The sequence below is a fragment of the Methylobacterium sp. M6A4_1b genome (genome assembly GCF_053345175.1).
The window spans coordinates 56,161-79,450 of the sequence record NZ_JBKEZQ010000019.1; the positions used below are offsets into that span (position 1 = coordinate 56,161).

The window sequence follows — 23,290 nt, forward strand, 5'->3', positions numbered from 1 at the left end:
GAGTAGCCCCGATTGGGGCGTTCACGAGGCAAGTATCTCCGCCCGGAAAGGTTCACGAAGGGTTAACGGGATCGGCGGGTGGCGTGACAGGGTACGCGACCCTGTCGCGGGCCGTTCCGTCAGGCCAGGAAGCGCCGCACGGTGAGGCGCGAGACGATGCCGGTGACCACGGAGGCGATGACACCGATGAGCAGCACGGCGGCGTAGCCGCGCCAGCCGATGTGGAAGGTGCCGAACAGGGCCTCGATCTCCTCGCCGGCCGGGCCCGAGCGCCAGTTGCGCGCCACCAGCCCGGCCAGGGCGAAGGCCGCGATCGCCGCGCCCGAGCCGAGGATGCCGCCGCGCAGGCCGAGGCCGAAGAAGCGGCGCTGGAAGGCGCGAGCGATGAAGTCGTCGTTGGCGCCGACGAAGTGCAGCACCTCCACCACCTCCCGGTTGCCCGCCATGGCACCGCGGGTCGCGAAGACCACGGCGAGACCCGTCGCCACCAGTACCAGCAGGACGATGCCGATGCCGACGCCCACGAAGGTGTTGGCGGCCGTGGAGAGCCGACGCAGCCAGAGGGCGTGATCGTCCAGGCTTGCCACCCCGGGCAGGGCTTCGGCGAGGGAACCCCGCAGGGGCTTCAGGTCGGGCGCCGTCTCGGCGAGCTTCAGGGTCACGAGGCGCGGCACCGGCAGGTCCGAGAGGTCGAGGCCGCTGCCGAGCCAGGGCTCGAGCAGGCGCTCGGCCTCCGCCTTCGAGAACACCCGCACGGCGGCGATGCCGGGCGTGGCCTTGGCCAGACCCTCTGCCCGGGCGACGTCGGCGTCGATGTCGCGGCCGGGGCTCGGACGCACCTGGATCGTCACCTCCTGGGCCACCGTGTCCTGCCACTGGACGGCGCTGGAGGCCACGATCTCGGCCGCCCCGGCGCAGAGGGCGGCCAGGAAGGTCAGGATGGCGATGACGGCGGCCAGAGCCCGGCTCGCCGCCGAGTCGGTCGGCACCAGGGGCGCGTTGCGGCGCAGAGTCGGGGGCAGGGGGGCGCCGCGCGCGTCCGGCGGGGCCGGAGGCTTCACCGGCGGCCGATCGTCGGTGCGGGTGGGCGTCCGGTGCGTCGGCGCGGCGGAAGGAGTGTCGGTCTCGTCCATCATGCCTCGACCGTCAGGCGGCCGTCGCCGAGGACGAAGCGCCGGGCATCGACGAGGTCCATCAGGGCGAAGTCGTGGGTCGCGATCAACACGGAGGTGCCAAGCCGGTTGAGCTCGATGAAGAGGCGGAGCAGGCGCCGGCCGAGGCCGGGATCGACGTTGCCGGTGGGCTCGTCGGCCAGCAGCAGTTCCGGCCGGGCGATGAGCGCACGGGCGATGGCGGCGCGCTGCTTCTCGCCGCCCGAGAGCAGGGGCGGCAGAACGTGCATGCGCTCCCCGAGGCCGACCCAGCGCAGGAGTTCGACGACCTCGGCCCGGTAGCTCGTCTCCGAGCGGCCCTGGACGCGCAGGGGCAGCGCCACGTTCTCGTAGGTCGTGAGATGGTCGAGCAGGCGAAAATCCTGGAAGACCACTCCCATGCGCCGGCGCAGGCCGGTCAGCGCTTCGCTGGAAATGTCGCTGACCTCTTCGCCGAAGACCGAGACGAGGCCGCGCGTGGGGCGCACGGACAGGAGGATCAGGCGCAGCAAGGTGGTCTTGCCCGCGCCGGACGGACCCGTGAGGAACTGGAACGAGCGCGGCGCGATCTGGAAGCTGACGTCGCTCAGCACTTCCGGTCCGAGACCGTAGCGCATGCCGACGCTCTCGAACTGGACCACCGGCTCTTCGGCCCCGGAGAGGAGCGACTGCGTGTTCACCCGATCCGCCACGATCCCCCCAAAATCCTGCCCCCCAAAGTCCTGCCCTCCGAAGACGGCTCCTCGCGGCGGCTCTGCGCGACTCAGCGAACAGCCGCCCGCTTCACGGACGATTAACCGTGTTGACCGAGAACCGTTTGAGTCTTTTTGCCCCCGTCGGCAACCGTCCATCGAGATCGAGGCCCACGGACGCCATGCTGATCGTCTGCCCGTCCTGTGCCAGCGAATACGAGATCGACGTCGACCGCGTCGGCGCGGACGGGCGCTCGGTGCGCTGCGCGGCCTGTCGCGAGACCTGGTTCATCTCCCCCGACGACGTCTCCGCGGCCCTCGAGGCCGAGATGACCGCCGCCATGATGGCCGCCTCCGAACTCGGACCCGACGCGGCGCAGAGCCGCGCCTCAGCCCAGGCCGACCTCGATGCCTGGGAATCGGCCCTGGCCGCCGAGCCGGAACCCGCTGCGGCGCCATCCGAGGCGCCGCGCCCGCGGGCCAGGACGAAGCCCGCGAAAACCAAGCGCCCGGGTTTTCTCATGTCCTCGCCCGGCGCCATCCTCGGGCTCGCCGTGGTGGCGGGGCTCGGTCTCGCCGGTCTCGGACGCGCCACCGTGGTGCGGGCGATGCCTCAGAGTGCCGGGCTCTACGCACGCGTCGGGCTTCCGGTGAACCTGCGCGGCGTCGCGTTTCGCGACGTCGTGGCGTTCCAGAGCCCAGGCGAGGGTGCCCAGGGCCAGCTCGTGGTCGAGGGCGACCTCGTCGGCGTCGCGGAGGTCGCGGTGTCGCCGATCGAGATCGAGGTGCGGGACGGGCACGACCAGCCGCTCTATCGCTGGCGCATCGCTCCTCCGCGCACGGCCCTCGAGAAGGGCGAGACCGCGCGCTTCCGGGCGAGCCTGTCGGCGCCGCCGGCGCAGGGCCGCTCCGTGCGCGTGCACTTTGCCGCCGTGGAGGCGGACGAGTCCCGCCCGAAGGCCGATGCCAGCGCGCCGGCCCCGTGATATGGAACGCCGATGACCAGCACTTCCCGACGCGTCCGCGTCCTTTTCGACGAAACCGCCATCGCCCGGCGCACCGAGGAACTCGCGGCGGCCATCGCGGCCGCCAATCCCGAGAATCTCCTCGTGGTGGCTGTGCTGAAGGGCAGCTTCATGTTCGCCGCCGACCTCTTGCGCGCCCTGCACCGGGTCGGGCTGGAGCCGCAGGCCGAGTTCGTCCACCTGTCGAGTTACCGCACCGCCACGGTCTCCTCGGGACAGGTCGAGATCCTGCGTGACGTGGAGAGCGAGGTGCGCGGGCGCGACGTGCTCCTCGTGGACGACATCCTCGAATCGGGTCGCACCATCGTGTTCGCCAAGGACCTGCTGATGGCGCGGGGCGCCAAGCGGGTGCTCACCGCCGTGCTCCTGGAGAAGCCCGGCAAGCGCGCCGTGACCATCGACGCGGATTTCGTCGGCTTCACCTGCCCGGACGTGTTCGTGGTCGGCTACGGCATGGATGTCGCCCATGCCTATCGTCAGCTCCCCTTCGTCGGCCTCGTCGACTACGAGAGCCGCGAGCCGGACCTGTTCGGCGGCACCTGAGGCCCGCTTTCCCGCCCCGCGCAGAAATTCACCTTGCGCACGAGAGATTATGAAACGATTCGGGCCTTAAGGCGCTCGCTGTGTCCGGCGATCCCTTGACAGGGCGCGCCGGCGCTTGCGTCACTGAGCGCCCGGATACGACAGAGACACAGACGCACGATGGCCCGCATCCTTCTGGTGGATGACGAAGAGACGGTGCGAGGCTTCCTCAAGCGGGGCCTCGAGATCGACGGCCATGCCGTGGTCACGGCGACCGACGGCAGCGACGGATTGGACCGGCTGACCGAGGCGGACGGCGCGTTCGACCTCATGCTCACCGACATCCGCATGCCGCTGATGGACGGCATCGCCCTGGCGCTCGCGGCCAAGCGCGACTTTCCCAACCTCACCATCCTGCTGATGACGGGCTTCGCCGACCAGCGCGAGCGCGCCCGCGGCCTCGATGCCATCGTCACCGACGTGCTGACGAAGCCGTTCTCGCTGGCTGACCTGCGCTCCACGGTGAACCGGGCGCTCGCCGCCTGAGACGCGCCGGGTCCGCCGCCTCGCCCTCGGAGTCCTGTGCATGACCGTCCACCCCGATCATTCCCTGCCCGACGTCCTCTCGGCCATCGGTGCCACGCCGCTGATCCGCCTGGCGCGCGCCTCGGAGGAGACCGGCTGCACCATCCTGGGCAAGGCGGAATTCCTGAATCCCGGCCTCTCCGTGAAGGACCGGGCGGCACTCTCCATCGTGCGCGACGCCGAGGCCCGCGGTGCGATCCGGCCCGGTGGCACCATCGTGGAGGGCACGGCCGGAAACACCGGGATCGGCCTGGCGCTCGTCGCCGCGGTGCGCGGCTACCGCACGGTCATCGTGATCCCCGAGACGCAGTCGGCCGAGAAGAAGGAGACCCTGCGCCTGGCCGGCGCCCGCCTCGTGGAAGTGCCGGCGGTGCCGTTCGCGAATCCCGACAACTACGTCCATGCCGCCCGCCGGCTGGCCGAGCGCCTCGCCGAGACCGAGCCGGCCGGCGCCTTCTTCGCCGACCAGTTCGACAACGTCGCCAATCGGCAGGCGCATGTGGAGACGACCGGCCCGGAGATCCTGGCGGCGACCGGCGGCGCGGTCGACGGCTTCATCTGCGCGGCCGGGACCGGCGGGACCCTCGCTGGCACCGCCGCGGCCCTGCGCGCCGCGCGGCCCGGCGTCCGGATCGGCCTCGCCGACCCGGAGGGCTCGGCGTTGCACGCCCACTACACCACCGGTACCCTGAAGGCCGAGGGCTCCTCGATCACGGAGGGCATCGGTCAGGGCCGGATCACCCGAAACTTGGCGGGCTTCACGCCGGATGTCTCCTTCCGGATTCCCGACAGCGAGGCCCTCGACATCGTCTTCCGGCTCATGCGCGAGGAGGGCCTCAGCCTCGGCGGCTCGTCCGGCATCAATGTCGCCGGCGCGATCCGGCTCGCCCGGGAGCTCGGGCCGGGGCACACCATCGTGACCATCCTGTGCGACGGCGCGGCCCGCTACGCGTCCAAGCTGTTCAACCCCGCCTTCCTGGCGGAGCGAGGCCTGCCGGTGCCGGCCTGGCTCGGTGTCGCGTCCGAGTCCCTGCCGGATTGGCGGGCCTGAGCGCGGGGCAGTAAAAAACCCTGCGTTTCCGGGATTATGCCGCATGAACCGTTGAACGGAATCGTCATGGCGACGTTTGTACGGTCAAGCTCAAGCAATTTCGGTTGGGCGCGTGACGGAGTTCCCACCCATGACCCTGACCACCATCCTCCTCATCCTCCTGATCCTGATCGTCCTCGGCGGCGGCAACTTCCTCGGCGGCGGCGCCTACCGCGGTCCGAGCTTCGGCCTCGGCGGTCTGCTCGTCATCATCCTGATCGTGCTCCTCGTCACCGGGCGAATCTGACGGTTTCGCTCACGGCTGGCACGTGATGGCCGCCACCGCGCCCGCCAGGGCTGCGGCGGCTGCGCCGGACGTGCCGGCCCCTTGCGTGCCGGCGTCTCTCGGCGGCGATGCCCGAAGGCCAGCCGCTCCGAGAAAGCTTGCAAGGGTTGCGGCCGGCACCAGGCCGTAGCGCGCCGGCGGCAGAACCCCAGCCACCAGGCGGGGTCGCGCCGGGACCATCGCGACGAGGCCGGCGAGCGCGCCCGAGCGGTCGAGGACCGGAGCGCCCCCTGCGCCGGGCTGAAGTGGCGCCGTGATGCGGGCGCTCTCCGCCTTGTCCCCCAGAATCACCTGGCCCGGTGCCACGGCGACGCCGCCCTCCGCATCGATGGTGAGGGCCGTTACCGCCTCGCCTTCGGCCAGCGTGCTCCCGCGGATGGCTGGCGTGATCGCGCTTCGTCCCGCGAGGGGGCCTGTTTCCAGGATCAGCAGGTCCGCCGTGGCGCCGACGGCGATCCGCGCCGGCTGGCCTGCGACCAGCGGTGTCCGGCAGCCTGCCAGGGCCGCCGCACTCGCCAGGACGCGTCCCGGCCCCACGAGGAGGCCCGTCGCGGCCGGGGCCGGCCGGCTGCCGGGCACGGGCGGCGGCGCGGGGGCGGGAACAGCGGTCGCGACCGGCGCGGCGGCGGCCGGGGCCGCATCGGGGAAGGGCACGAAGCTGTTGGCGATGGCGATGGCGAGGCGGTCGACCTCGCCGGCCAGGGCCTTGTCGTAGCCGAGGGTGAATCCGCGCAGGCCGGCTTCGCCGGCGGCGTAGCGAATATAGGACCTGCCCGTCCCGGTCTCGGCGGTCACGACGAGGAAGTCGGGCCGAAGGAGCTTGTAGGTCACCCGCCGGTCGGGGCTCGGCGCGGTGACGCGCGCGAAGACCGCCTCGAGCCCGGTCTCGCCGGCCGGATAGGATTTCGTCTCCAGGGTGATTCCTCCGTCGGCGCTCTGCCAGCGGGTGCCGCCGGGCTGCGGTGAGCGCTTCGGCAGAACGCGCTCGGGCACGCCGAGCACCACGCCGCTGGCCGGGTCCGGCTTGACCGTGAAGCGCGCGGCCGCACGCGCCGCGGCGCCTTCCCTCAGGAGAGCGGCCCGGCCGGCCACATCCGGCAGCCCGGTCCCGCCACTCCGCTTGCCATAGGCCTGGAGCGCGTCGAAGCTGCGCCGTCCGAAGGTGCCGTTGATCACGCTGTTGTAGTCGCCGGTCCAGACCAGGGCATCCTGAAGGCCCTTGCGCTCGGTCTCCGGCAGGGCCTCGAATGCGACCCGCGCCGCCTCGAAGGCCGGGTCGGGCGCGGCCGGCTTCGGCCGCGCGGGGGCCGGGGCGGCGGGCCACGGTGCGGGTGGCGTCTGGGCGGCCGCCGCGCCCGCCATCATCCCCAGCAGCAATCCGGTTACGCCCCGGATGGTCCGATCCCGTCGCGTCATGGCCGAAGTCGCGTCTCCCCAGCGAGAACCGGTCCGGTGTGGCAGAGCCCGCGACCGAATTCCAGGCCGTTGCGGCGGATGCGCGAAGTGCTACGGTCCCGCCCGGCGCAAGGCACCGGCGCCCGGACGACGGGGTGGAAGCATGGCGGGAACAACCGGACACGGGCGCTCGCCCCGATCGGCGGTCGGCGTCGCGGGCATCCTGCAGGCCTTGGCGATCGTTGGCTCGCTGGCGCTTCCCGCCACGGTCCAGGCGCAGGCTCCGACCGCCCGGGCCGCGGCCAAGGTCATGCCCAGGCCGTCCGCCGCGAAGAGCTTCGTGCGCGAGGACCTCGCCAGCGACGGCGTGCGCCTCGAATCCACGCTGAAGGGCGAGGCCGGGATGGCCAAGCCGGATGCGAAAGGCGCCGCGAAGGCCCGCGCCGAGGGTGAGGCCCTGGTCGAGGCCGAGAAGCCGGCCGATGCCCTCAAGCCTCTCGGTCTCGCCGTGGCGGGGGAGCCCGGCGAGCCGGCGAACTGGCTCGCCTATGCCCGCGCGGCGAGTACGGTCGGCAACGACGACCAGGCAGGCGACTACGCGAGCCGCCTGCGCCTGCGCCGCAACGCGCGGGCCGCCGCCTATCAGGGCTATCTGCGGGCCGGGACTGCGGCGGCCGAGGCCGAGGCCCTCGCCGTCCTGGGCGAGGTCTACGCGGCCGAGGCGGAATGGCGTCCGTCACTGGAAGCCTACCGCGCCAGCCTCGTGCTGGCCGACGATGCCGAGGTGCGCGGGACCTACGAAACCCTGCGGGCCGAGCACGGCTTCCGCATTCTCAACTACACCGTCGATTCGGACGCCGCGGCGCCGCGCATCTGCTTCCAGTTCTCCGAAGGCATCGCGGCCAAGACCGACTTCACGCCCTACATCGCGGTCTCGGGTGCGGCCAACGCCGCCGTCACCGGCGCCGGTCAGCAGGTCTGCGTCGACGGCCTCAAGCACGGCGAGCGCTACGCCTTCGTGGTGCGCTCGGGCCTCCCGTCGGCGGCGGGCGAAGGCCTGCTGAAATCGGCCGATTACGAAGTCTATGTCCGGGACCGCTCGCCCCAGGTCCGCTTCACGGGGCGCAACTACGTCCTGCCCCGCACCGGTCAGGCTGGCGTGCCCCTGGTCTCGGTGAACGCGGCCAAGATCGACGTGGAGGTGCTGCGCGTCGGCGACCGCGGCCTCCTGCCATCCTTGCGGGCCGAGGACTTCCTGTCCCAGCTCAACGGCACCACGGCGCGGACCATCGCCGACCAGAAGGGCCAGCGCGTCTGGAAGGGCGTGCTCGACACGGCCAAGGCCGAATTGAACCAGGAGGCCGTCACGGCCTTCCCGGTGCTTCAGGCCGTCGGCAAGCTGGAGCCCGGCATCTACATCATGGTGGCGCAGCCCAGCGGAGCCGCCGCGTCTCCCGACGAGGAGGGCGGCTACGAGGCCCAGGCCACGCAGTGGTTCGTGGTCTCGGATCTCGGGCTCACGGCCTTCAAGGGCCGGGACGGCGTCCACGTCTTCGCCCGCTCACTGGCCTCGGCCGAGACCGTGCCCGGCGCCGAGATCCGGCTGGTGGCGCGCAACAACGAGGTCCTGGCCACGGCCAAGACCGACCGGCAGGGCCACGCCGCCTTCGCGCCGGGCCTCGCGCGCGGGGAGGGGGGCATCGCGCCCGGTCTCGTGGTGGCACAGATCGGCGACGATTACGGCTTCCTCGACCTGGGCCAGTCGGCCTTCGACCTCACCGATCGCGGCGTGAAGGGGCGGCCACAGCCCGGCGCCGTCGAGGCCTACGTGTTTCCCGAGCGCGGGGTCTACCGCTCGGGCGAGACCGTGAATCTCACAGGGCTCCTGCGCGACGCCAGCGGCCTCGCGGTGCCGGAGATCCCGCTCACCCTGGTGGTCAAGCGCCCGGACGGCGTCGAGTACCGCCGCGCCCAGGTGGCCGATGCCGGCCTCGGCGGGCGCGCCCTGGCGCTGCCCCTGCTGTCGGGCGCCCAGCACGGCACCTGGCGGGTGTCGGCCTACACGGACCCGAAGGCGCCGGCCATCGGCGAGGCGAGCTTCCTCGTGGAGGATTACGTTCCCGAGCGCCTCGAGGTGACGCTGGAGAGCGCGACGCCGAGCCTGACCCGGGGGGCGCCCGCCACCATCGACGTGGCCGCGCGCTACCTCTACGGCGCGCCCGGTGCCGGCCTGGAGGTCTCCGGCACGGTGCTGGTGCAGCAGGCGGCCGGCAACGGCATCAAGGGGCTGGAGGGCTTCTCCGTCGGTCTCGACGACGAGCGGGTCGAGGCTGCCTCGGCCGAGATCGACGCGCGCGCGACAACGGATGCGGCCGGCAAGGCCCGGCTCGTGGTGCCGGTGCAGGCCCTGGCCGCGCCGCGTCCCACCGAGGCGAAGATCACCCTGCAGGTCGGCGAGCCCGGCGGGCGGGCGCTGAGCCGCAGCCTGACCCTGCCGATCCTGCCCGAGGGGCCGGTGCTCGCCATCCGCAAGGGGTTCGGCGGTGACATCCAGGAGGGCGGCGTCGCCGGGTTCGACGTGGTCATGGCCGCCCCCGACGGCCGGCGCCTGGCGCAGCGAGATGTCGCCTGGACGCTCCAGCGCGTCGAGAAGAGCTATCAATGGTACCGCGAGAACGGGCGCTGGTCCTACGAGCCGGTCACCAGCACGCGCCGCGTCGCCGACGGCCGACTCGACCTGACCGCGGACGCGGCGGGCCGTATTGGCGCCACGGTGAGCTACGGCACCTATCGGCTGGAGGCGAACGTGCCGGGTCGGCCGGCCGCCACCGCGAGCGTGACCTTCACGGTGGGCTGGAGCGGCGGCGAGACCGCGGACGTGCCGGACCTCCTGGATCTTCGCCTCGACAAGGCGGCCTACGCCGCCGGCGAGACCCTGCACGCGCGGCTGCAGCCGAAGTTCAAGGGACAGGCGACGCTCGCCGTCGTCAGCGACAGGCTGCACGCGCTCCTCACCATCGACGTGCCGGCCGCCGGCACCACCGTCGACATTCCCGTGAAGGCGGAGTGGGGCTCGGGGGCCTACCTCGTGGCCACTGCCTACCGACCCCTCGACCAGGCGGCCAAGCGCCTGCCGGGCCGTGCGCTGGGCTTGGCGTGGTTCGGGGTCGACCGGGACAGCCGCACCCTCGGCGTGACGCTGGAGGCACCGGCTAAGACCCGCCCGCGCGAGACCCTGACCCTGCCGATCCAGCTCGCGGGCCTGAAATCCGGCGAGGAGGCTCGGGTCAGCGTGGCCCTCGTCGACGTCGGCATCCTGAACCTGACGCGCTACGAGGCGCCCAACCCCTTCGGCTACTTCTTCGGCCAGAAGGCGCTCGGTCCCGAGATCCGCGACCTCTACGGATACCTGATCGACGGCATGCAGGGGACGCTGGGCGCGATCCGCTCCGGCGGCGACAGCGGCGCGGCCGAGCTTGCCGATTCGCCCCCGACCCAGGCGCCGTTGGCGCTCTATTCCGGGCCGGTCACGGTCGGGCCGGACGGCAGGGCCAGCGTGAGCTTCCCCCTTCCGGCCTTCAACGGCACCGGTCGGGTGATGGTGACCGCCTGGAGCCGCGCCAAGGTGGGCGCGGCCCAGGCCGACGTGATCATCCGCGATCCCGTCGTTCTCACCGGTACCCTGCCGCGCTTCCTCAACGTCGGCGACCGCTCGCGTTTCCACGTCGCCATCGACAACGTCGAGGGGCAGACCGGCGACTACACGGTGGATCTCGATCTGACCGGCTCCGTCCTCGTCGGTGCCGAGGCGGTGCACAAGACCCTGCGGCTGGAGGCCGGCGCAAAGGGCGCCCTCGTCATCCCCATCACCGCCGCCGGACCGGGTCTGTCGCGGATCGACCTGACCCTGCGGGGGCCCGGTCTGCCCGAGGGCGTCGGCCAGAGCTTTGCCCTCGACATCGGCCCCGGCACGGGGGCGCTCGCCCGTCGCTCCGTGCAGACCCTCGAACCCGGTGCCTCCTTGCGCCTCTCCGACGAGCTCCTGGCCGACATCCTGCCCGGCACCGGCGCGGTCTCGCTCTCCGCGTCGAATTTTGCCGGCATCGACGTGCCGGCCCTGCTGCAGTCCCTCGACCGCTACCCCTATGGCTGTTCCGAACAGACCGTGAGCCGGGCGATGCCGCTCCTCTACGTCAACCGCCTCGCGGCACTCGACAAACTGGGCCTCGACGACAAGGCCGACGAGCGCGTGCGCCAGGCCATCGAGCGGGTGCTCGGTCGCCAGAATGCGGCCGGCGACTTCGGCCTGTGGTCCACCGACGGGGCCAGCGACACCTGGCTCAACGCCTACGTGACCGACTTCCTGACCCGGGCCCGGGAGCGCGGGTTCGCCGTGCCGCAGACCGCCTTCGCCCATGCCCTCGACCGCCTGCGCAATGCCGTGGCCAACACCACGGAGGTCGGAGAGGGCGGCATGGACATCGCCTATGCGGCCTACGTGCTCGCCCGCAACGGCCGCCCGGTGATGGGCGACCTGCGCTACCTCGCCGACACCAAGCTGGCCTCGTTCGCGACTCCGCTGGCTCGGGGGCAGATCGCCGCTGCCCTGGCGCTGCTCGGCGACCGCGGCCGGGCGGCCAAGGCCTTCACCTCCGCCATTGCCGGCTTCCGGGAGACGGCCGCGAGCCCGGTCTACCGGCCGGATTACGGTTCGCGCCTGCGCGACGGTGCCGGCCTGCTGGCGCTGGCCGCCGAGACGGGCCTGGCCCGCGACAGCGTCCATCCGCTCGGCGCGCTCATCGCGGCCGAGCGCGCCAGCGGCCGGCCCACAAGCACCCAGGAGGAGGCCTGGATGGTGCTCGCCGCCGAGGGCTTGAGCGCGGATTCCGAAAACCTCCGCTTCACCCTCGACGGCCGCCCCGAGAGCGGCGCCGTGACCCGCAGCTACCGGGCCGCCGCCCTGGACGGGAAGCCGGTCACCCTGGTCAATGCGGGCAGCCAGCCCGTGCAGGCGGTGGTCAGCATCAGCGGCAACCCGATCGCCCCGGAGCCGGCGGAGGCGCGCGGCTACACGATCGAGCGGCGCTACCACCGCCTCGACGGCACTCCGGTCGACCTCGCCCAGGGAGTCCGCCAGAACGAACGCCTCGTGGTGGTGCTCACCGTGACCGAGGCCAAGGCGAGCGCCGGCCGCCTCCTCCTCGTCGACCGCCTGCCGGCCGGCCTGGAGATCGACAACCCGAAGCTTCTCGATGCCGACGCGCTGGCCGGGCTCGCCTTCGCCAAGTCGGACGTCGCCCCGGTTCACACCGAGTTCCGCGACGACCGCTTCGTGGCGGCCTACGAGCGCAGCCCGGAGCAGTCCGCCTTCTTCCGGGTCGCCTACACCGTGCGGGCGGTCTCGCCCGGTGCTTACGTCCATCCGGCGGCCACCATCGAGGACATGTATCGGCCGGAGCGCTTCGGCCGCACCGGCTTCGGTTCGATGACGGTGAGCGCGAAGTAGGATGGGTCGGCCGCGCATCGACCCTCCCCCCTCTGCGGGGGAGGGTGCCTGCGGAGCAGGCGGGAGAGGGAGCGACCTTTCCGGACAGCGCGCACCCCTCTCCCGACCCTCGCTCACGCGAGGGCCACCCTCTGCCGCACAGGGGGGAGGGCGCCTCGCGATCGTCGCGGGACTTCTCCTCCTCCTCCTCCTCGCCGCCCCAACCATCGCGCTCTGGCGCTTCGTCGACACCCTGCCGCCCCTCGACCTGACCCAGGCCGGGCTCCGCTCGACGGTGGTGCTCGACCGCGACGGGCGGCTGCTGCGCCCCTTCGCCACCGCCGATGGGCGCTGGCGCCTGCCGGTGACCCGGTCTCAGGTCGATCCGCGCTTCCGCGCCATGCTCACGGCCTACGAGGACCGGCGCTTCGCGACCCATCCGGGCATCGATCCGGCAGCGACCCTCCGGGCCGCGGGGCAGTGGCTGGCGGCGGGGCGCATCGTCTCGGGGGGCTCGACCCTGTCGATGCAGGTGGCCCGCCTCGTGGAGCCGCGGGCGGAGCGCTCGCTCGCCGCCAAGCTGCGTCAGATGGTGCGGGCGGTGCAGTTGGAGCGGCGCCTCGGTAAGGACGGGGTGCTCGACCTGTACCTGGCGCTCGCTCCTTACGGCGGCCCGGTGGAGGGCCTGCGCGCCGCCAGCCTGGCGTATTTCGGGCGCGAGCCGGCCCGGCTGTCCTTTGCCGAGAGCGCCCTCCTCGTCGCCCTGCCGCAGGCGCCGGAGGCCCGGCGGCCGGATCGCTTCCCCCAGGCGGCCCGGCGCGCCCGCGACCGGGTCCTCGCCATTGCCGCCGAACGGGGCGTCATCACGGCGGCCGAGGCGGAGGCCGCCCGCGCCGAGCCGGTGCCGGCCGGGCGAAAGCCCTTCCCGATGCTGGCCGCCCACGCGGCGGACGCCGCGCACGCCGCCGACCCGGCCGCGCAGGTGATCCGCCTCACCCTCGATGGCCGCCTGCAAGCCAGTCTCGAAATCCTGGGCGCCGAGCGCGCCACCGCCCTCGGGTCAGGGATTTCCGCCGCCATCCTGGCGCTCGACAACCGCACCGGCGCGGTGCTGGCCCAGGTCGGCAGCCCCGGCTACCTCGATGCGAGCCGGGCCGGTGCCATCGACATGACGGGCGCGATGCGCTCACCGGGCTCCGCCCTCAAGCCCTTCATCTACGCGCTCGCCTTCGAGACAGGCCTCGCCCATCCCGAGACGCAACTCGACGACCGGCCTGTCCGTTTCGCAGGTGCCTACGCCCCGGAAAATTTCGACCTCGGCTACCAGGGCAGCGTGACGGCGCGGCGTGCCCTCCAACTCTCCCTGAACGTGCCGGCCGTAGACCTGCTGGAGGTGGTCGGTCCCGCCCGCTTCATCGCGCGCCTGCGGGCGGCGGGTGCGCGCATCGATCTCCCCCGCGACACCGCGCCGGGTCTGCCGGTGGCGCTCGGCGGCCTCGGCATCACGCTCACCGACCTCGCCCGGCTGTTCTCCGGCCTCGCCCGGCAGGGGCTGGTGCCGAACCTGACCCGCCGCGTCGGCGAGACCTCGGCCGAGGCGGCCCCGGAGGCCCGCATCACGGAAGCCGTCGCCGCCTGGTACGTCGCCGACACGCTCCGGGGGGCGCCCCCGCCGGAGAACGCCCTGGCCGGCCGGATCGCCTACAAGACCGGCACCTCCTACGGCTACCGGGACGCCCTGGCGGTGGGATTCGACCGGCGCGTCACGATCGCCGTCTGGGTGGGGCGGCCGGACGGCAACGCCGTGCCGGGCCTCGTCGGCCGGGTGGTCGCGGCACCGATCCTGTTCGACGCCTTCGCCCGCTTCGGCGGGGAACCCGACCCAGTGCCGATGCCGCGCGACGCCCTGGTGACCACCACGGCCGGCCTTCCGCCTCCACTGCGCCACATCCGGCGCGACGTCCCCAAGACCCTGTCTGCGGCCTTGGGGGGCGCCCTGAAGATCGCCTACCCGCCGGACGGCGCCCGCATCGATCTGGGTCTGTCGGAACCCGAGCCCGCGCCGTCGGCGAGCCTCGCCCTGAAGGCGCTCGGCGGCGTGCCGCCCCTGACCTGGATGGTCGACGGCTTGCCGGTGGCGGGCGGCGCCCGCCGGCAATCGGCTTGGGCTCCGGAAGGGGCAGGTTTCGCGCGGATCTCGGTGATGGACGCCACGGGCGCCAGCGACAGCGTGGTGGTGCGGCTCGAGTGACGCCCCCGTCCGGGGTTCAAGCCGAAGGCCGGTCGGGCCCCTGGTCGGGAGGAAACCCGCCCCTACCTGCGAGCGGCAGAGCGAACCTTCGCCGTTGCCGGAGAGCGTGCCCGTGGCCCACGAGGAATCCCGACCGGGACGGCCGGCCCTGCGCCCGGCGGTGATGCTGGGGGCGCTCGGCATCGTCTACGGCGATATCGGCACCTCGCCCCTCTACGCCTTCAAGGAGGCGGTCCGGGCCGCGAGCGCCGGAGCCCCGCCGACGCCGGTCGCGGTGACGGGTGCCGTCTCGCTGATCCTGTGGTCGCTGATCCTCATCGTCTCCATCAAATACGCCGTGCTGATCCTGCGCGCCGACAATCGCGGCGAGGGCGGCATCGTCGCCATGCTGGCCCTGCTCGGGGCCCGGAACGCCAAGGCCGGCTCCTGGGCCGGAGTGCTCCTCGTGGTCGGCCTCGTGGGGGCCGCCCTCCTCTACGGCGACGGCGCGATCACGCCGGCGATCTCCGTGCTCTCGGCGGTGGAGGGCCTCAAGGTCGAGGCCCCGGCCCTGTCGCGCTTCGTCGTGCCGATCACGGTGCTGATCCTGGTGGGGCTGTTCCTGGTCCAGAGCCGGGGCGTGGCCTTCATCGGCCGCATCTTCGGGCCGGTGATGCTGGTCTGGTTCGTCGTGCTGGCGCTGCTCGGCCTCGGCGGCATCTGGCACGCGCCGCAGATCCTGGCCGCCCTCAATCCGCTCAGGGCCGTCGAATTCCTGGCGCATGCGGGCTGGCACGTGAGCTTCGCCATGCTGGGTGCGGCCTTCCTGGCGGTCACCGGCGGCGAGGCGATGTATGCCGATCTCGGGCATTTCGGGGCCGGGCCGATCCGCGCCTCGTGGTTCGGCCTCGTGCTGCCGTCTCTGGTGATCCATTACTTCGGGCAGGGCGCGCTGCTGCTCGCCGAGCCCGATGCCATCGAGAACCCGTTCTACCGCCTGAGCCCGGACTGGGCGCACTATCCGCTGATCGGTCTCGCCACGGTGGCCACCGTCATCGCCTCGCAATCGATCATCTCGGGCGCCTTCTCGCTGACCCAGCAATCGATCCAGCTCGGCTTCCTGCCGCCGATGCGGGTGGTCCACACCGCCCGGCACGAGCGCGGGCAGATCTACGTGCCGATGGTGAACTGGCTGCTGGCCGCCGCAACCCTGAGCGCGGTCCTGGTCTTCGGCTCCTCGGACGCGCTCGCCGGCGCCTACGGCATCGCGGTCGCCTCCCTGATGGCGATCACCACCCTGCTCGCCGCTCTCGTGGCACTGAAATGGGGCTACAATCCCGTGGCCGTGCTGGCGGTGAACGGGTTCTTCCTCCTCATCGACCTCGTGTTCCTTGGGGCCAACACCGTGAAGCTGTTCGAGGGCGGCTGGTTTCCACTGATGCTCGCCGCCCTCGTCGCCTTCCTGATGCTGACCTGGCGCAAGGGCAACCAGCTCGTGGAGGCGGCACGGGTTTCTCTACGCCAGCCCGAGGGCGAGTTCCTGGATCAGCTGCGACGCGATCCGCCGATCGTCCTGCCCGGGAACGCCGCCTTCCTGTCCTCGGCCACCAGCGCCATTCCCCTGCACCTCTCCCGCTTCGTCGCGCGCAGCCACGCCCTGCACAAGCGCATCCTCATCGTCACCGCCCGCTACGAGGAGGAGCCCATGGTGGCCCGCGATCAGCGCGCCGAGGTCGTGGTGATTACCCCCGACATCACCCGCGTCATCCTGCGCTACGGCTTCATGGAGGACGCCTCGGTCCCCGACGGCCTGCGCTGCGCGGTGGAGGCCAAACGCCTGCCGCCGGAATGCCTTGAGGATCTCACGATCTTCATTGGCCACGAGACCATCATCCCGAAGAGCGACCACCGCGGCATGGCGACCTGGCGCGAAGAGATCTACGCCTTCCTGCTGCGCAACGCCGAGCGCACCGGAGCGCATTTCTGCGTGCCGACGCGGCAATTGGTGGAGGTCGGCACCGAGATCGAGATCTGAGCCGGACACGGGCCATCAACTCTAGTGCGGACCTTGCCGTATGCCCTTGCGGGTAGCGCTTCGGGTGTCGCAAAAGGAAGCTGCGCGGGCGGACAGCCCGGCCGCGCCGAACCCGGGACGTGTAGCGTAGCGATGAGCGAACTGGCGCCGAAAGCCCTGGCGATCCGCCTGCGGCAGCAGGCGATCCTCTCCGATTTCGGGGTCGAGGCGCTGCGCGCCACCGAGTTGCTGCCCCTGCTCCAGCGCGCCACCGAACTCTGCGCCGAAGGCATGGAGGCGCAGTTCTGCAAGGCCCTGGAATACAAGCCGCACCAGGACTGCCTCCTCGTCTGCGCCGGGGTCGGCTGGGCCGAGGACGCGGTCGGCACGACCACCATCGGCACCGACCTCGCCTCGCCGGCCGGCTACGCCCTGAAGACGGGACGGCCCGTGATCTCGAATCACCTCGAGAACGAGACGCGCTTCCGCATCCCGAAGCTCATGGCCGATCACGGCATCCGCCGGGCGATCAACGTGCTGATCGCCAACCGCGACGGCAACTACGGCGTGCTGGAGGTCGACGACACCCGCGAGGGCCAGTTCGAGGAGGCGGACATCGCCTTCATGCAGGGCTTCGCCAACCTCGTCGGCGGCGCCATCGAGCGCCAGCGGGCCGAGGCGCGGCTGAAGGCGGCTCTGGAGCGCCAGGAACTCCTGTCGCGCGAGATGAGCCACCGGGTGAAGAACAGCCTCGCGGTGGTGGCGGGATTTCTCGGGCTGCAGGCCCGGGGCTCCGACAATGCCGACGTGAAGAGCGCGCTCGCCGATGCCCGCACCCGCGTGGAGGCGGTGGCCCAGGTTCACGACCAGCTCTGGCGCCAGCCGAGCCTGGAGGCGATCGACGTGGCGGGCTTCCTCGAGGCCCTGTGCGCCAAGCTGCAGGAGAGCGCGCCCCGCCACCGCCTCGTCTGCCGCGCGGCCCGGATGAACATCCCCGCCGATCTCGCGATCCCCCTCGGACTCTTCGTCAACGAACTCGTCACCAACGCGATCAAGTACGCCTACCCGGACGGCGAGGGCGAGATCCGGGTCGAGGCCCAGCCCGACGATGCGGGTGGTCTGATCCTCGCGGTGGAAGATGACGGCGCCGGGCTTCCGGAGGGATTCGATCCTACCGCGGCGCGCAGCGCCAGCCTCGGCATGCGCATCGTCAACAGCCTCGCCCGCCAGCTCGGAGGCGCCCTCGCGGTCGCCCCGGACGTGCAGGGGGCGCATTTCTCCCTGCGGGTGGCGCCCTCGGCCTGAGGCCGCCGGGCCTTCGCGCGCCTCAGGTCTCGGCCCGGGGCGTCGCGTTCATCTCGGCCCAGTCGAACTCCTCCTCCAGCACGTAGTAGGCGTCGTCGCCGATGTCGCCGGAGCGGCGCAGCGCCAGCACCCGGTCCCGCGCCGCGTCGATGGCGCGCCGGCGGGCGGCATCGGCGGGCAGAGCCTCGGAGGCGAAGCCCGTGTCGCGGGCCTCGGCCTGTTCCAGGGCGATGCGGAACTCCTCGCGCAGGGCCTCGGAAGGTGCGTCCTCCGCGTCCTCCAGGGTTTTGAGGGCGGCCCGGTAGGCCTCGGTCCGGCCATGCCCCACCTCGCGGCCGACGGGGTCGTTGTCCTCCAGCCCGAGCTTGCCGAGCAGAAGGCGCAGGGTGAGTCCCTGCACCGTCAGCGTGCCGATGATGACGCAGAAGGCGGTGAGCACGATGAGGTCGCGATAGGGAAAGCCCGGATCGCCGTCGGGTAGGGCCAGCGCCGTCGCGATGGTGACGATGCCGCGCATCCCCGCCCAGGACACCGCGATGCCGGCCGAGAGGCCGCGGTCGCGGGTCTCGGTCCCATTGGTGCCGAGGCGGGCGAGGTGGGCCGTCGGCAGGACCCAGAGGAAGCGCACCACCACCACGGTGAGGAACACCGCCGCCCCGACCAGCGCGTAGGAGACCTGCTGCGCCCGGGTCAGGCGCTCCAGGATCGGCCCGATCTGCAAGCCGATCAGCACGAAGGCGAGCACGTTGAGGACGAACACCGCCGTGTCCCAGACCGCGTAGGAGACGATGCGGGTGCGCGGCGGGGTGTGGCCGGGGGCGATGCGCGCCACCGTGATGGCGAAGGTGACCACGGTGAGCACCCCGGACAGGTGCATGTGCTCCGCACCGATCCAGATCCCGAAGGCGGCCACGAATTGCAGCACGATGACGCTCGGCGCATCGGCGACCGGGCGCGTCGCGGCGCTGTAGAGGAGGGCGAGGACCGGCCCGGCCACGAGGCTGCCGAGGATGCCGACGAGGAAGGCCGGTCCGATCTCGGCGGCCGAGAACGTCCCGGAGACCGCCGCTGTGACGCCGAGGCGGTAGATCAGCAGCGAGCCAGCATCGTTGAGCAGGCTCTCGCCGCGCAGGATCGTGGTGAGGCGGTGGGGCAGGGAGACGTGGCGCAGTACCGAGAGCGCCGCCACGGCGTCGGGCGGCGCCACCACCGCGCCGAGCACGATGCAGGCGGCCCAGGGCATGTCGGGCACGAGCCACTTCACCACCACGGCCACCGCCGCCGTCGTCGCCACCACCGCGCCGAAGGCGAGGCCGGCGATCGGGCGCCAGTGGGTGCGCAGATCCCGCACCGAGGTGTCGTAGCCGGCATCGAGCAGCACCGGCGCCAGGAACAGGGCCAGCGCCAGTTCCGGGTCGAGGACGAGGTTGGGCACGGCGGGGATGAAGGCGAGGCCAATTCCCCCGAGGGCCAGGAACACCGGATAGGGAGCACCCACCCGGCGGGCGAGCGCGGCCAGGAGCACGGCGCCGAGGAGGACGCCGACAGTCCATTGGAAAATCATCATGTCGAGGGGAACGCACCATCACGGCGCCGGGATCACTCGTCTCGGCGCGAAAGCCCACGGGGCCGATCAGCCCTGCGCGAGGGCGACGGCGAGCTCGGGCTTGTGGTTCAGGGTCTGGAACACGACGCAGTAGCGCTCGGTCAGCTTGAGGAGCTGGTCGAGCTTGTCCTGGGGGGCGTCGGTGTCGAGGACGAAGGCGAGGCGGATCGCGCGGAAGCCCACGGGTGCCTCCTTGTCGACTCCGAGGGTGCCGCGGAAGTCGAGGTCGCCCTCGGCGCTCACCGTGCCGGACCGGAGTTCGATGCCAATCGCGGTGGCCACCGCCTTCAAGGTGACGCCGGCGCAGGCCACCAGGGCTTCGAGCAGCATGTCGCCCGAGCAGAGCTCGGCACCGGAGCCGCCGGTGGCCGGGTGCAGGCCCGCCACCGCGAGGGCGCGCCCGGTCTCGACCTTGCAGGCGATCGCGGTGTCGTCGAGGCTGCCCCGGGCGCGCAGGGTCACCATGGCCGCGTCCGGAGCGTTGCGGTAGCGGTCCTTGATCGGGGCCTGGAGCGAGCGCAGGGTGTCGGCGTCCATGGGCGTTTCCTTCTCCCGTCTTCAGGTTCTTCTTCGACAGACTTATCTAGGGCGCCCCGTCGGCGCGGCGAATGCGGACGCAGCCGATCGAACCTCGCTCGGATCCGCGGGATGCCCTATCTGGGGAGGCATCGACGGGGTCCGCATCCTCCGGCCCCGCCCTGTCAGGAGACTCCATGCGTCGTCCCAGCGTGAGTGCCGCCGCCGCGATGGCGCGGATGGCCTTCCCCGGCATCGCCGCCGGCCTCGTCCTCTTCGCCACCGGGGCGGAGGCCGCCGCGCCGATCACCCTCGCCAATCACCGGGCCGTCTACGACCTCTCCCTCGCCGAGAGCAGTGGCACCCGGGCGGTGGAGAGCGCGCGCGGGCGCATCGTCATCGATTTCACCGGGGATGCCTGCAAGGGCTACACGATGCAGACCCGGCAGGTGACGGTGCTGGAGAGCGGCGAGACCGGCAGCCGCACCTCGGACCTGCGCAATACCACCTTCGAGAGCGGGGACGGGCGCAGCTACCGTTTCAAGACCAGCACGGTGCTCAACGGCGCACCCGGCCAGACGGTGGACGGCACCGCCGAATCGAGTTCCGACCTGCTGAAGGTCAAGCTGAAGGAGCCCAAGCGCGACCAGTTCCAGGATGCGAGCGAGGTCCTGTTCCCCACGGTGCACATGCGGCGCCTGATCCAGGCGGCCCGCGACGGACAGAGCACCGTCTCGGTCAAGGTCTTCGACGGCTCCGACGATGGGCGCAAGGTCTACGACACCCTCGCGGTCATCGGCCGGCAGATCCCAACGCCGACGGCCTCCGACAGGGCGGCCGAGCACGACAAGCCGCTGCGGGACGGGCCGATGGCGAACGTGCCGCGCTGGCCCGTCACCTTGAGCTACTACATCCCCGGGCAGGGCGAACGCACGCCGGTCTACGTCCTCGGCTTCGACCTCTACGAGAACGGGGTCAGCGGCGCGCTGCGGCTCAACTATGGCGAATTCGCCGTGGTCGGCGATCTCACCCGCCTCGATACCCTTCCGTCGAGCACCGACTGCAACCCCTAGGAGCGGTGCCCGCACGGGACCGGTCGGCGCGTCGCGTGCATCTGAACCGGATTGCCTCAAATTGTCAGCGTCGCCGTAAAGGAATTTCCGGGACCGAGCGCCCTTATGGGGTCCTGCAACCGCAGAATGGTCATGGACGAACCTTTCACCCCTACGCAGACGAGACTGATCCTGCCAGCCATCTGCTGGAATCGGTATCGCGCCGACTTCTATGCCGTCACCGCCGACCTGTCCGTGACCGGACTTCGCTTCCGGTCCTCCGTCGTGCCGTCCCCGGGTGAAGCCCTGTCCTGCAGCATCCGGCACGCAGGCTCCCTGGAGGCGCTGGTCATCGAGGGCGGCAAGGAGCATTTCGTCACCCGGGTGATCCGCGCCGACGCGCCGCTCCCCGTCATCGTGCGCCGGCTGCTCGACCTCGCCTCCGAGCAGAATGGCGGCGAGGTGCCCCAGCGCGTGCACCCCCGCTTCGTGCCGGACCAGCCCGACATCCTCGTCACCATGCCCTGCGGCACCCGCATCCCCGGCCGGCTCATCAATGTCTCGGCCTCCGGCGCCGCCCTGCGCATCGACCTCCCCCTGGAGCCGGGCACGCGGATCACCCTTGGCCAGACGCCCGCCACGGTCGCCCGCTGCTTCAAGGACGGCATCGGCGCCGCGTTCCTGCATTCCTTGCCCGCCGGAGAGCTCGGACCCCACGTCTCCCTTTGAGGTAGGGGACCGAAGGGAGTTCCCGCCGCGGGCTGCCGGAGCGACGCGACTCCGCGAGCCCGGCGCAACGTCAGCTGGCATGGTCGGCCGCGCTGCAATTAAGATTCTTTCAAATGACATCTTCTAGCATTACAGTTGCGTTTTGGTGTGTGATGTCTGTTGGGTGGCTGTCCTGGGCTTCGGGCCTTGTCGTCGCCGTTTGGGGTGTGCGGTACGGCGTTTGAGATGGGCTTGGCGGGCGGCGGCCTGATGCGCCCGTCGCCAGAGCGACCATGCGATGACGTGAGCGGGCTGGATGCGCCGCTGCGCGAGACGGACCGCGATGCGGCGGATCTCCTGCACTGACCAGCGGATCAATGGGCGCGCGGTCTCGTCCGAGCCGGTCTTTTTGGGGGCGGTGCGTTGGCGTGACGGCGGATCACCGCCAGCAGGGCAAAGGCCATCATCACCAGGCTGACGTGTCGGTGCCAGCCGTGCCAGGAGCGGGTCTCGTTGTGAGCGAGCCCGAGTTCGGTCTTGGCCGTCTCGAACGCATCCTCGATGCTCCAACGCCGTCCCTCGACGTCGACCAGGGTCTGGATCGGCGTGCCGGCCGGGCACCAGGTCGTGAAGTAGAACCGCTCGTCGTCAGCCAGGCTGCGCCGGATCAGGAGCCCCCGCGTCCACAGGCCGGTCTGGTCGTCGGCACCATCGAGGTCGGCCAGTTCGCAGTAGGCCCAGTCGTACAGCCGCGCGCCCTTCGTCCCGTCGCCCGCCGACAGACGCGTCCAGGCCGTCGGAGCAAGGCCGTTCGCGATCGCCTCGGCGGTGCCCGCCACCGGTGGCTTGTCGATCCAGGAATTGAGCCTGTGATCACTCTTGACCCCGAGCACGTAGCCCTTGCCCGCCCGGCGTAGCGCTTGTCCGATGTCGCCGACCCCGTACACGGTATCGGCCGCCACCCAGGAAAACGGCACGTCGGCGGCCATCGCCCGCTCGATCATCGCCAGAGCCAGCCCCGGCTTGGTCGCGAAGGCCGTCCCCTCCGGCACGTGGGCGGCGGCCAGCCGGGCCGGATCCGAAGTCCAGGTCTTGGGCAGGTACAAGGCCCGATCGATGAAGGCATGACCGTGCCGTGAGGCGTAGGCCGCAAACACGCCGATCTGACAGTTCGTAATCTTGCCGGCCGAGCCGGTGTACTGACGATGCACGCCGCACGAGGCTTTGCCCTGCTTGAGGAAGCCGGTCTCGTCGAGGACCAGAACCGCATCTGGGTCGGCCAGCGTCTCCAGGGCATAATCCCGCACCACGTCGCGCAGGGTGTCGGCATCCCAGCGTCCGCGACCGAGCACGGCCTGTTGACGCCAAGGCCCAGGATCGCCCGCGGCTTCCGCCCGCATCCAACCGGTCTTGCGCCGCTCCGTGCCGAGCAGTCCGTCCAGGAACGCGCCCGCCGAGGCGGCGACCCGCTCCTGGGTGAACAGGGGCCGCATGCGCCCCTTCACGTCTCGCAGCGACGAGGCCCACAACTCCAGCGTCGCCTCGACAGAGGTCCCGGTCGTCCATGATGCGCGAATCATGGTGAGGCAGAGATTCAGAACCTCGTCGGAAACGCAACTGTAATGCTA

Annotated in this window: 17 protein-coding genes; 11 read left to right on the plus strand and 6 right to left on the minus strand. The window is 71.6% G+C overall.

Translation table 11 applies throughout. From position 1 onward, the window contains the following. Positions 1-119: 119 nt before the first annotated feature. Complete coding sequence (locus ACLBWX_RS17205) at positions 120-1,136, minus strand: cell division protein FtsX (protein ID WP_447678223.1); 1,017 nt, start codon at positions 1,134-1,136, stop codon at positions 120-122. Next, positions 1,133-1,831, minus strand: a complete 699-nt coding sequence (gene ftsE, locus ACLBWX_RS17210; RefSeq protein WP_181259686.1) for a cell division ATP-binding protein FtsE — start codon at positions 1,829-1,831, stop codon at positions 1,133-1,135. Before ftsE ends, ACLBWX_RS17205 begins: the two co-directional genes overlap by 4 nt. A gap of 194 nt (positions 1,832-2,025) precedes the next feature. On the opposite strand from ftsE, the gene ACLBWX_RS17215 reads away from it, so the two are divergent. From ACLBWX_RS17215 to ACLBWX_RS17235, 5 genes are all read left to right on the plus strand, one after another. Beyond that, positions 2,026-2,829, plus strand: a complete 804-nt coding sequence (locus tag ACLBWX_RS17215; RefSeq protein WP_447678224.1) for a zinc-ribbon domain-containing protein — start codon at positions 2,026-2,028, stop codon at positions 2,827-2,829. 12 nt (positions 2,830-2,841) lie between these two features. Further along, positions 2,842-3,411: a hypoxanthine phosphoribosyltransferase gene (gene hpt / locus ACLBWX_RS17220; RefSeq protein ID WP_056476556.1), complete on the plus strand. Its 570-nt coding sequence runs from the start codon at positions 2,842-2,844 to the stop codon at positions 3,409-3,411. 159 nt (positions 3,412-3,570) lie between these two features. Then, on the plus strand, positions 3,571-3,936 hold the full coding sequence (locus ACLBWX_RS17225) for a response regulator (RefSeq protein WP_055946868.1): 366 nt from the start codon (positions 3,571-3,573) through the stop codon (positions 3,934-3,936). A gap of 40 nt (positions 3,937-3,976) precedes the next feature. Continuing rightward, entirely contained in the window at positions 3,977-5,026 is a 1,050-nt protein-coding gene (locus ACLBWX_RS17230) for a cysteine synthase A (RefSeq protein WP_447678225.1), read from the plus strand. A gap of 130 nt (positions 5,027-5,156) precedes the next feature. Then, positions 5,157-5,312 carry a DUF3309 domain-containing protein gene (locus ACLBWX_RS17235; protein WP_103708171.1) on the plus strand — a complete coding sequence of 52 codons (156 nt, stop codon included), beginning with the start codon at positions 5,157-5,159 and terminating at the stop codon, positions 5,310-5,312. Positions 5,313-5,321: 9 nt separating this feature from the next. On the opposite strand, the gene ACLBWX_RS17240 is transcribed toward ACLBWX_RS17235, so the two are convergent. After that, positions 5,322-6,767 carry a serine protease gene (locus ACLBWX_RS17240; RefSeq protein ID WP_447678226.1) on the minus strand — a complete coding sequence of 482 codons (1,446 nt, stop codon included), beginning with the start codon at positions 6,765-6,767 and terminating at the stop codon, positions 5,322-5,324. A 142-nt stretch (positions 6,768-6,909) separates the two neighbouring features. Between ACLBWX_RS17240 and ACLBWX_RS17245 the strand changes: the two genes are divergently transcribed. The 4 genes from ACLBWX_RS17245 (at position 6,910) to ACLBWX_RS17260 (ending at position 17,780) form a co-directional block, all read left to right on the plus strand. Beyond that, positions 6,910-12,252, plus strand: a complete 5,343-nt coding sequence (locus ACLBWX_RS17245; RefSeq protein ID WP_447678227.1) for an alpha-2-macroglobulin family protein — start codon at positions 6,910-6,912, stop codon at positions 12,250-12,252. Between the two features lies 1 nt (position 12,253). Then, positions 12,254-14,482: a penicillin-binding protein 1C gene (pbpC, locus tag ACLBWX_RS17250; protein ID WP_447678228.1), complete on the plus strand. Its 2,229-nt coding sequence runs from the start codon at positions 12,254-12,256 to the stop codon at positions 14,480-14,482. A gap of 163 nt (positions 14,483-14,645) precedes the next feature. Continuing rightward, positions 14,646-16,496 carry a potassium transporter Kup gene (locus ACLBWX_RS17255; protein ID WP_447678240.1) on the plus strand — a complete coding sequence of 617 codons (1,851 nt, stop codon included), beginning with the start codon at positions 14,646-14,648 and terminating at the stop codon, positions 16,494-16,496. A gap of 132 nt (positions 16,497-16,628) precedes the next feature. Further along, the gene (locus tag ACLBWX_RS17260) at positions 16,629-17,780 is read left to right on the plus strand and encodes a sensor histidine kinase (protein ID WP_447678229.1); all 1,152 of its coding nucleotides are present in this window, start codon (positions 16,629-16,631) and stop codon (positions 17,778-17,780) included. Positions 17,781-17,802: 22 nt separating this feature from the next. Here ACLBWX_RS17260 and ACLBWX_RS17265 read toward each other — a convergent pair whose 3' ends face one another. Next, a complete protein-coding gene (locus ACLBWX_RS17265) occupies positions 17,803-19,347 on the minus strand; it encodes a cation:proton antiporter (protein WP_447678230.1) in 1,545 nt (514 codons plus the stop codon). Between the two features lie 66 nt (positions 19,348-19,413). Further along, the gene (locus ACLBWX_RS17270) at positions 19,414-19,923 is read right to left on the minus strand and encodes an OsmC family protein (protein ID WP_447678231.1); all 510 of its coding nucleotides are present in this window, start codon (positions 19,921-19,923) and stop codon (positions 19,414-19,416) included. Positions 19,924-20,099: 176 nt separating this feature from the next. Between ACLBWX_RS17270 and ACLBWX_RS17275 the strand changes: the two genes are divergently transcribed. Then, entirely contained in the window at positions 20,100-20,975 is an 876-nt protein-coding gene (locus ACLBWX_RS17275) for a cell envelope integrity EipB family protein (protein WP_447678232.1), read from the plus strand. Between the two features lie 132 nt (positions 20,976-21,107). Then, positions 21,108-21,683, plus strand: a complete 576-nt coding sequence (locus ACLBWX_RS17280; protein ID WP_447678233.1) for a PilZ domain-containing protein — start codon at positions 21,108-21,110, stop codon at positions 21,681-21,683. Positions 21,684-22,036: 353 nt separating this feature from the next. Here the strand turns inward: ACLBWX_RS17280 and ACLBWX_RS17285 are convergent, their stop codons facing one another. Next, positions 22,037-23,242 carry an IS701 family transposase gene (locus tag ACLBWX_RS17285; RefSeq protein WP_447678234.1) on the minus strand — a complete coding sequence of 402 codons (1,206 nt, stop codon included), beginning with the start codon at positions 23,240-23,242 and terminating at the stop codon, positions 22,037-22,039. Positions 23,243-23,290 lie beyond the last annotated feature (48 nt).

Bases quoted from the DNA above. Each gene is read 5' to 3' on its own strand.
- ACLBWX_RS17205 (WP_447678223.1), bottom strand. From the start codon at position 1,136: ATGATGGACGAGACCGACACTCCTTCCGCCGCGCCGACGCACCGGACG.
- ACLBWX_RS17215 (WP_447678224.1), top strand. From the start codon at position 2,026: ATGCTGATCGTCTGCCCGTCCTGTGCCAGCGAATACGAGATCGACGTC.
- hpt (WP_056476556.1), top strand. From the start codon at position 2,842: ATGACCAGCACTTCCCGACGCGTCCGCGTCCTTTTCGACGAAACCGCC.
- ACLBWX_RS17225 (WP_055946868.1), top strand. From the start codon at position 3,571: ATGGCCCGCATCCTTCTGGTGGATGACGAAGAGACGGTGCGAGGCTTC.
- ACLBWX_RS17230 (WP_447678225.1), top strand. From the start codon at position 3,977: ATGACCGTCCACCCCGATCATTCCCTGCCCGACGTCCTCTCGGCCATC.
- ACLBWX_RS17235 (WP_103708171.1), top strand. From the start codon at position 5,157: ATGACCCTGACCACCATCCTCCTCATCCTCCTGATCCTGATCGTCCTC.
- ACLBWX_RS17240 (WP_447678226.1), bottom strand. From the start codon at position 6,767: ATGACGCGACGGGATCGGACCATCCGGGGCGTAACCGGATTGCTGCTG.
- ACLBWX_RS17245 (WP_447678227.1), top strand. From the start codon at position 6,910: ATGGCGGGAACAACCGGACACGGGCGCTCGCCCCGATCGGCGGTCGGC.
- pbpC (WP_447678228.1), top strand. From the start codon at position 12,254: ATGGGTCGGCCGCGCATCGACCCTCCCCCCTCTGCGGGGGAGGGTGCC.
- ACLBWX_RS17255 (WP_447678240.1), top strand. From the start codon at position 14,646: ATGCTGGGGGCGCTCGGCATCGTCTACGGCGATATCGGCACCTCGCCC.
- ACLBWX_RS17260 (WP_447678229.1), top strand. From the start codon at position 16,629: ATGAGCGAACTGGCGCCGAAAGCCCTGGCGATCCGCCTGCGGCAGCAG.
- ACLBWX_RS17265 (WP_447678230.1), bottom strand. From the start codon at position 19,347: ATGATGATTTTCCAATGGACTGTCGGCGTCCTCCTCGGCGCCGTGCTC.
- ACLBWX_RS17270 (WP_447678231.1), bottom strand. From the start codon at position 19,923: ATGGACGCCGACACCCTGCGCTCGCTCCAGGCCCCGATCAAGGACCGC.
- ACLBWX_RS17275 (WP_447678232.1), top strand. From the start codon at position 20,100: ATGCGTCGTCCCAGCGTGAGTGCCGCCGCCGCGATGGCGCGGATGGCC.
- ACLBWX_RS17280 (WP_447678233.1), top strand. From the start codon at position 21,108: ATGGACGAACCTTTCACCCCTACGCAGACGAGACTGATCCTGCCAGCC.
- ACLBWX_RS17285 (WP_447678234.1), bottom strand. From the start codon at position 23,242: ATGATTCGCGCATCATGGACGACCGGGACCTCTGTCGAGGCGACGCTG.